Below are 7,724 nucleotides of genomic sequence, written 5' to 3' on the forward strand. Positions count from 1 at the left end.
TACTAACACCATAACTTAAATCAAATGATTTGGGATTTTGTCAAGTTTTCAGATTATCTTGACTAATGACTTGTAATTAATCCTAAATCCTGATGAAAGCCCTATGAAAGCACTAATTCTTTCTGGCGGGAAAGGTACACGCCTACGTCCCCTCACCTATAGCGGAGCAAAACAACTTGTACCAGTTGCTAACAAACCGGTTTTATGGTATGGCATTGAAGAAATGGTCGCGGCTGGCATCACTGATATTGGCATCATTATCAGTCCAGAAACCGGGGCAGAAGTCCAAGGGAAAACCGGAAATGGAGAATGCTTTGGAGCAAACATCACCTACATCGTACAAGATCAGCCACTTGGACTTGCTCACGCCGTCCAAATCGCTCGTCCTTTTTTAGGAGATTCTCCCTTTGTCATGTACTTAGGAGATAACCTGATTCAACTAGGTGAGTTACGTTACTTTCTGCAACAATTTAGCCAACAACAGCCAGATGCTTTGATTCTCTTACGTTCAGTTGCTAACCCTAGTGCTTTTGGTGTGGCTCAGGTGGATGAAACAGGAAGGGTATTACAGTTAATTGAAAAACCCAAAGTTCCTCCTTCAAATCTGGCATTGGTAGGAGTTTATTTCTTTTCTCACCTCATCTTTGATGCGATCGCAAATATCCAACCTTCCTCTAGAGGCGAGTTAGAAATCACTGATGCTATTCAATACCTGATTAATCAGCAAAAGCAGGTTGTAGCCTACAATCTCCAAGGCTGGTGGTTAGATACTGGTAAAAAAGATGATTTATTAGAAGCTAATAGATTGATTCTCGATACCTATCTGACAGCATCAGTTGTGGGCGAAATTGATGCCCAAAGTCAGATTATTGGACGAGTCCAAATCGGGGTAAAATCTAAAGTAATTAACTGCACAATTCGCGGGCCAGTAGTCATTGGCAGCAATTGTCATTTAGAAAACTGCTTTATTGGCCCTTATAGTAGCATCGCTAACAATGTCACACTCATTGATACTGATTTAGAACACAGCGTTATTTTAGAAGGGGCTAAAATTGTCGGAATTCATCAACGCATTATTGATAGTGTGATTGGACAAAGGGCACAATTGAATCTTGCACCCCGTCCCCCTAAAGCCTTGCGATTTATGATTGGCGATGACTGTCAAATTGAACTAACGTGATTTACTTATTCAAAAGAAAAAAGCCACAGTCAAAATCTTATTCTAATACCTGTAAAATACAAGTATTAAATTATTCTCGTAATTAAGCCTGTGGCACATTACTTATAATATTAATGAGCATTGTACATACCAAAATTCCCGAAGTTATCCAACTCGAACCCCAAGTATTTGGAGACGATCGCGGTTTCTTTTTTGAAGCTTACAACCACCAAAGATTTGCTCAAGAGATAGGGATTGTTACGAACTTCGTCCAAGATAATCACTCTTGCTCTAAACAAAACGTCTTACGTGGATTGCACTATCAAATCCAACAACCCCAAGGTAAACTCATTCGGGCGATTGTTGGCACAATTTTTGATGTAGCAGTAGACATTAGAAAAAGTTCGCCTACCTTCGGTAAGTGGGTAGGTTATGAACTCAGTGCTAAAAACAAACGCCTACTGTGGATACCACCAGGCTTTGCTCACGGCTTTGTGGCACTTTCAGAAATAGCTGAAGTTCTCTACAAAACTACAGATTATTACGCGCCCCAAAGCGATCGCACAATTTTATGGAACGATCCAGATTTAGCGATAGATTGGCCCCTGAGTACGCCTCCGATTTTATCAGCTAAAGACCAAGCTGGTAAATCTTTCAGAACTGCTGAAGTATTTGATTAAGTAGTCATTGGTCATTGGTCATTGGTCATTGGTCATTGGTCATTGGATTTTGTCAGATACCCCGTCTCTTGTGATACCTAAGCTTATTTTTATGGTGGGCGGAAAAACTTTGTCTTTCATCGGACTAATTCAAACCACGTTCAAGAGTGGGCGTGGCTTCTCTTAAACAAATGACAAATGACAAATGACAAATGACAAATGACAAATGACAAATGACAAATAACAAATGACAAATGACAAATGACAAATAACAAATGACTAAATCAATTTTGCTGATTGGTAGCAACGGTCAAGTGGGAAAGGAGCTACAACAAATAGTCTCATCTTATGGCGATATTATCTCGGTAGCACGCCCAACAGTAGACCTTGCCCAACCCGATACCCTCCGCAACGTTATCAGATCCAAGCAGCCGCAAATCATCATTAATGCTGCCGCTTATACTGCTGTAGACAAAGCCGAAAGTGAACCCGAACTTGCTACCGCTATTAATGCGACTGCACCCTTAATTGTTGCCCAAGAAAGCCAAAAATTAGGAGCTTTTCTAATTCATATTTCAACTGATTACGTTTTTGATGGCAATGGCTGTAGCCCTTACCACGAAACCGATGCGACTAATCCGTTGAGTGTTTACGGTAAAACCAAACTCGCTGGAGAAGAAGCTATTCGGGAAACTTGCGCCCATCATCTCATCCTCCGCACTGCTTGGGTTTATGGAACCTTTGGCAAAAGTAACTTTGTCAAAACCATGCTGCGACTACTAGGTGCAGAACGCCAAGAACTTCGTGTTGTCGCCGATCAAATTGGTAGCCCGACTTGGGCGCAAGATATAGCGGCAGTTATAGGGCAGACAATTCCCCTGTTAACTCCAGAAGTTAGGGGCACTTATCACTACACTAATAGCGGCGTTGCTAGCTGGTATGACTTTGCCGTTGCCATTTTTGAAGAAGCCCAACAGCTAGGCTTCCCTTTGAAAGTTGAACGTATTGTCCCCATTACAACTGCCGAATATCCAACACCGGCCCGTCGCCCTGCTTATTCTGTTCTTGCTTGTGGAAAAATTTCCGCAATTCTAGGGACTTATCCCCCCCATTGGCGACAAAGACTTCGACAAATGCTCACAGATTTGAAAATTGAGCATGAAGATTAGGGGAGAGGTGACAGGTGACAGGTGACAGGTAATAGAAAATAATCTATACCCTGTAACCTGTACCCTATTCCCTTCTTCACTACCCACTCCCTATTTCTTTTGACTTTTTAATACTCCCGTTTCATGTTGTATTGGTAAGACATCTAAAATATCAGTTTGGGAACAATATTTTAAATCTTCGTGACAGTCAAGGCGTAACAATCGTTGACCGTGACTAGCTTGGTGAAGTAATCCTAATAAGTTATCTTGCCACTGAGAGTAAAGAGCGATCGCACTAATTACTTCATCATTCCCAGCGAGTTCTTCAGGTGACAGCTTGGTTTGCTGCAAAATGCTATGAGCGATCGCGCCTGCACAAACTGTATCCTCTAAGGAAAAACTACCTTCCCAACCAGAACCGACAATCCACACTGTTTCTGGTTGCAACTCTAGGAGAAATCGCACCACCGCCGCCCGGTTAATCAAGGCTGCTGCTAATAGATTTGGAGAGTCTTGTACCCGTTGTAAGGCACGAGTGCCATTAGTGGTACTGATAAACAAGCGACGCCCTTGGACTAATTCTGGCGTGCAGTCGAGGGGAGAGTTACCCAACTCAAAGCCAGCTACTTTCGCGCCACCGCGTTCTCCAGCTCGCAGACGTTTTTCAGAAGGCCATTTTTCGCTAACTTTAATTAACTGATCTAAATCGCTGAATACTTGTACAGCTTCGCCTCCAGCTGCCAGAACTGTCGCAATTGTGCTAGTGGCTCGCAAGACATCAACTGCGATCGCACATTCTGGCGCTTTATCCGTTGGAGTCAATTCAGGAGTGTGGTATACGAATAGCTTCACGCGCTGGATACACCTAGTTTAATACTACTGTCGCAAATAACATTTTACCCAGTTGGTGTCACTAACTATAATCTCAATTTTTCCCAGATGATTTTTTACTATCAAAAAGCACAATGTACGTCATCTAATACATAAATACGGCTGAGGAATAAATCTGCTAGGGGTTTTAACCAAATTTTAAGAGTCTCTAAATAAATACTCAAAAAGCCCATTTTTATCTGAATAGACTTTCAGACTGCTGCACTATCTTGTAATCTAAAACAAGAACAGGCTTATCTTTATGGGAAAAAAGTTACAGCTTCAAGGTTACAGCGCGAAGAGACGGATATTCACTTATTCCCCACTCCCCACTCTCCATTGAAATTGCTATGGCACCTTTACCCGATTACCGCCCTAAACAACTATCTTTAGGCCCATTGGAAGCGGAAATTTTAAATATTATCTGGGAACTTGGTTCAGTCACAGTAAAGGATGTACACGATCGCATCCTCGCCGATCCCAACCGCGAATTAGCGTATACTTCTGTCACCACTGTCTTACGTCGCCTCACAGATAAAGGTTGGCTAGCCTGCGACAAGAAAGAGCGAGCGTTCTACTGGCGGCCAATGTTGAGTAAGCAGCAATCAGATGTCATCAAAGCTCACGAGCAGTTACAGCGATTTCTGGCAGTGGGGAACCCCGATGTTATTGCTGCCTTTGCCGATAGCTTAGATGAAGCAGCCAGTGAGCAAATAGCAGCGATCGCCAAACGTATTCAATCTGCACGCCAGGCCAGGGAGGAAAAATGATGCATCTAATAATGATTTTGAATGCTTTGGCAGTTGCCTGGTGGTTAAGATCCTCTTGGAATCAACATCAAGCATCTTGGAGTCGGCGGTGGCAGCGATCGCTATTTCTATTTCTTTTTCCGCCCTTGCTAATTTTCATGACTGCGATCGCGGTGCTGTTCATGGGGCCTCAAGGGCAAATGGGCGGAATGTATACAGGCTCAATTAGCTATTTACTAGCATTCATTTATTTGGCATTTTTTGCCATTTCATGCATTAAACTTGCTTTCCAAGGTTGGCAGTCTGTAGAATCTGCCCGTAACTGCCCTCTAGTGAATGTTGGCGATAGACGAGCCAGACTGCTGCAAACAGGCGCGTTGTTTGCAGGTCAAATCGGTTTTTGGCAACCAGAATTAGTGGTTAGCCAAGGATTAGTGCAAACTCTCTCACCAGCTCATTTAGAAAGCGTCTTAGCCCATGAGCAAGGGCATCACCATTACAGGGATACGTTCTGGTTTTTCTGGCTGGGTTGGGTGCGTTCCTGCACCGCTTGGTTGCCGAATACAGAGCCTTTGTGGGAAGAATTGTTAGCTTTGCGCGAACTCCGTGCTGACGGTTATGCAGCATTGCAGGTAGACCCTCTGGTGTTAGCAGAATCACTTTTATTAGTGGTTAGTAGCAGCCCCGTCTTATCGGAAATTTGCTGTGCTGCATTAGGTTCCTCTGGTGCAGATCGTTTAGAACAAAGAGTAGAAGCTCTATTAGCACCACCAGAATCAACCCCAGAAGCTCAATTACAATCTTGGCACGGCTTTCTGTTGGCGTTCCTACCTCTACTGACTGTGATATTTCATAGTTAATTCCCAACGGCACTAATACGACACACCTGGTGTCTTGTGCAGATAAGTGTTTTCACTCACCTGCTTCAGCATGAAGTCAGCTACGTCCGCACGGGAAATCTTTGCCCCGTACTGGATAGACTCGCCGTGTTTGTAGTCCTTTGTGTGCGATCCATTGGTCAACCCTGCTGGACGGACGATGACCCAATCTAACTGACTTTGCTTGATGATCTGTTCCTTTTCCTCGTGATCTGCGATCGCATTCCGTAGCACTAGTGGGATGATGATAAACCGAACCAGGAAGTTGACGCGCTTTCGACTCTCGCCAACCCCTAATGAAGACTCATAAATGAAACGCGGCACACCATGCTTTTCCATCATTTGGACAATGTTGCGAACCCCCTCTACCAGTGCCGGATTTTTCTTTAAACTCGACGAGCCAAGGGCAGAGAACACAGCATCTTGCCCTTTGACTGCTTGCTCTACCGCTGCAACATCTGTCACATCACCCTTTGTAACCTTCAGGTTTGAATGTTGGATGTCAAGTTTATCTGGATTTCGAGCGAACGCCGTCACGATATGCCCTTGTGCGAGTGCTTGTTTGACCAGTTCGCAACCTGTACCCCCAGTCGCTCCAAAAATTAGCAGATTCATGATGCCTCCTTTGTACAGTGATATCAATTTAACGGATGTAATTTAAGCTACCGAGTTTTCATTGGGGGAAGTTGCTCTGGTTCGATTGTCAGTGCCACCGTTCGCTCATTGCGTTGCAGTTTTACGGGTAGCTTACCTCCCACTCCCACTTTATCGATGAGTTGCTGCACTTTACTTGCTTTAGTGACAGGTTGATCGTCAACCATTTGAATCACATCGCCGACTCGCACTCCCGCTTTAGCAGCAGGTGAGTTTCGTTGAACCTCAACCACCAAAATCCCCTGGTCTTCCTTAACCTGCATTCCGCTATTGGGAGATGTATTGATAAACTGTTTTACTTGTGGGTTAAGTGCGGTCATCTGCACCCCTATGTAGGGATGTTCAACCTGTCCCGTTGTAATCAGCTGTTGGGCAATTTGTTGGGCTGTGTTGATTGGAATAGCAAAGCCAAGTCCTTGCGCTCCCCGAACAATGGCAGTGTTGATGCCAATCACGTCTCCGGCTGCATTCAGGAGCGGCCCCCCTGAATTGCCGGGATTAATTGCCGCATCCGTTTGGATAAAGCCAACCCGCTTATCTGGAATGCCAATCGCCGCACTAGACCGTTCAATACCGCTAATCACACCAACCGTTACAGTTTCCTGCAAACCTAATGGATTACCAATTGCGATCGCCCATTGCCCTTGCCGAACCGCATCAGAATCCCCAATTGTCACGGTAGGCAATTTCTCGGCTTTTACCTGAATCACTGCTACATCTGTGACTGGATCTTTACCAAGCACTTGCCCCTCTAAGATGCGACCGTCTTGAAAAGACACTGTTACTGTATCGACTTCATCCACCACATGAGCATTTGTGAGCAGCAGCCCAGCCGAATCGATCACAAATCGCTACAGTCGAGTCAAGCGACCATAAGTCTCTGATGGATAATCTAGAATCCAAAATTTAAAATCCAAAACTGATAAACTCCCCAGGCTGGATTCGAACCAGCGACCAATCGATTAACAGTCGATCGCTCTACCACTGAGCTACTGAGGACCACTCACGATTTATAATATTAGGGCTAAAAATAGTATTTGGCAAGTACTTTCGCCAATATTTTTTTTAGAAACTTAATTTATAGAAATTTTGCAGCCAAAATCGATTTAGGAACTTAAGCAGAGACTCTGAGATACTAAATATCTACTGTAATCCCATTCGTAATTCAGCCAGACGCTGCCGCGCTTTAGCATCAATGGCATTAGCTAAAAATCTACTCTTAGATTGTTTACGCGTATGATACTTTTGTCGCATCCGGCAGACAGTGGCTTCCACTTCCCCACAAAGTTGTTGTGCTGACAACCATTCAGCCCCATACCCTTGGATCATCAACTGCTGTGCCCGATCTGATGTAGCAACAATCACACGAGAAATCAAAGATTGGGCTATTTGGTGGCGAAAAGAAGCGCAGGATTTTTCAATATAAGTATCTGCGGTTTGCCCAAAATCAGTGTAATAAACAGATAAAAGCTCAGTAATAATTTCTTTATTACTAGAGGTGTTTTGATATTGGGCATCAAAAACTATCTGAGTTGTGTAACCTTGAAACGCACTATAACCAGTCATTGCTTCCACAAGTTCGCCCCGTGCAGCCTCTAATCCAACGC

The 7,724-nt window shown here is 44.1% G+C and carries 9 protein-coding genes and 1 tRNA gene; 5 read left to right on the plus strand and 5 right to left on the minus strand.

Annotated elements, in window-relative coordinates:
• The first annotated feature begins 103 nt into the window (after positions 1 to 103).
• The 3 genes from IQ229_RS05575 (at position 104) to rfbD (ending at position 2,987) form a co-directional block, all read left to right on the plus strand.
• Positions 104 to 1,180, plus strand: coding sequence for a glucose-1-phosphate thymidylyltransferase (locus tag IQ229_RS05575; RefSeq protein WP_194042010.1), 1,077 nt, complete (start codon positions 104 to 106; stop codon positions 1,178 to 1,180).
• Between the two features lie 113 nt (positions 1,181 to 1,293).
• A complete protein-coding gene (gene rfbC / locus IQ229_RS05580; RefSeq protein ID WP_194042012.1) occupies positions 1,294 to 1,839 on the plus strand; it encodes a dTDP-4-dehydrorhamnose 3,5-epimerase in 546 nt (181 codons plus the stop codon).
• Between the two features lie 254 nt (positions 1,840 to 2,093).
• Entirely contained in the window at positions 2,094 to 2,987 is an 894-nt protein-coding gene (gene rfbD / locus IQ229_RS05585; RefSeq protein ID WP_194042014.1) for a dTDP-4-dehydrorhamnose reductase, read from the plus strand.
• A 90-nt stretch (positions 2,988 to 3,077) separates the two neighbouring features.
• Here the strand turns inward: rfbD and IQ229_RS05590 are convergent, their stop codons facing one another.
• On the minus strand, positions 3,078 to 3,818 hold the full coding sequence (locus IQ229_RS05590; protein WP_194042016.1) for a 2-phosphosulfolactate phosphatase family protein: 741 nt from the start codon (positions 3,816 to 3,818) through the stop codon (positions 3,078 to 3,080).
• A gap of 368 nt (positions 3,819 to 4,186) precedes the next feature.
• On the opposite strand from IQ229_RS05590, the gene IQ229_RS05595 reads away from it, so the two are divergent.
• A complete protein-coding gene (locus IQ229_RS05595; RefSeq protein ID WP_194042018.1) occupies positions 4,187 to 4,606 on the plus strand; it encodes a BlaI/MecI/CopY family transcriptional regulator in 420 nt (139 codons plus the stop codon).
• Positions 4,606 to 5,445, plus strand: a complete 840-nt coding sequence (locus IQ229_RS05600; RefSeq protein ID WP_194042023.1) for a M56 family metallopeptidase — start codon at positions 4,606 to 4,608, stop codon at positions 5,443 to 5,445. Before IQ229_RS05595 ends, IQ229_RS05600 begins: the two co-directional genes overlap by 1 nt.
• A gap of 12 nt (positions 5,446 to 5,457) precedes the next feature.
• Here the strand turns inward: IQ229_RS05600 and IQ229_RS05605 are convergent, their stop codons facing one another.
• From IQ229_RS05605 to IQ229_RS05620, 4 genes are all read right to left on the minus strand, one after another.
• Entirely contained in the window at positions 5,458 to 6,105 is a 648-nt protein-coding gene (locus tag IQ229_RS05605) for an NAD(P)-dependent oxidoreductase (protein WP_228013179.1), read from the minus strand.
• Positions 6,106 to 6,125: 20 nt separating this feature from the next.
• Positions 6,126 to 6,962 (minus strand): trypsin-like peptidase domain-containing protein, encoded by an 837-nt coding sequence (locus IQ229_RS05610; RefSeq protein ID WP_194042019.1) that lies wholly within the window; start codon positions 6,960 to 6,962, stop codon positions 6,126 to 6,128.
• An 82-nt stretch (positions 6,963 to 7,044) separates the two neighbouring features.
• Positions 7,045 to 7,116: transfer RNA gene (locus tag IQ229_RS05615), tRNA-Asn, on the minus strand.
• Between the two features lie 144 nt (positions 7,117 to 7,260).
• Positions 7,261 to 7,724: NYN domain-containing protein (locus IQ229_RS05620; RefSeq protein WP_194042021.1), on the minus strand; the 464-nt coding region annotated here is incomplete at its 5' end.

The sequence above is a fragment of the Nostoc cf. edaphicum LEGE 07299 genome, assembly GCF_015207245.1.
In the GTDB taxonomy this organism is placed as follows: Bacteria; Cyanobacteriota; Cyanobacteriia; order Cyanobacteriales; family Nostocaceae; genus Nostoc; species Nostoc edaphicum_B.

What these genes read in the sequence shown, in the direction of transcription:
- IQ229_RS05600 (WP_194042023.1), top strand. Translation starts at nt 4,606, where the DNA reads ATGCATCTAATAATGATTTTGAATGCTTTGGCAGTTGCCTGGTGGTTA.
- IQ229_RS05595 (WP_194042018.1), top strand. Translation starts at nt 4,187, where the DNA reads ATGGCACCTTTACCCGATTACCGCCCTAAACAACTATCTTTAGGCCCA.
- IQ229_RS05575 (WP_194042010.1), top strand. Translation starts at nt 104, where the DNA reads ATGAAAGCACTAATTCTTTCTGGCGGGAAAGGTACACGCCTACGTCCC.
- rfbC (WP_194042012.1), top strand. Translation starts at nt 1,294, where the DNA reads ATGAGCATTGTACATACCAAAATTCCCGAAGTTATCCAACTCGAACCC.
- rfbD (WP_194042014.1), top strand. Translation starts at nt 2,094, where the DNA reads ATGACTAAATCAATTTTGCTGATTGGTAGCAACGGTCAAGTGGGAAAG.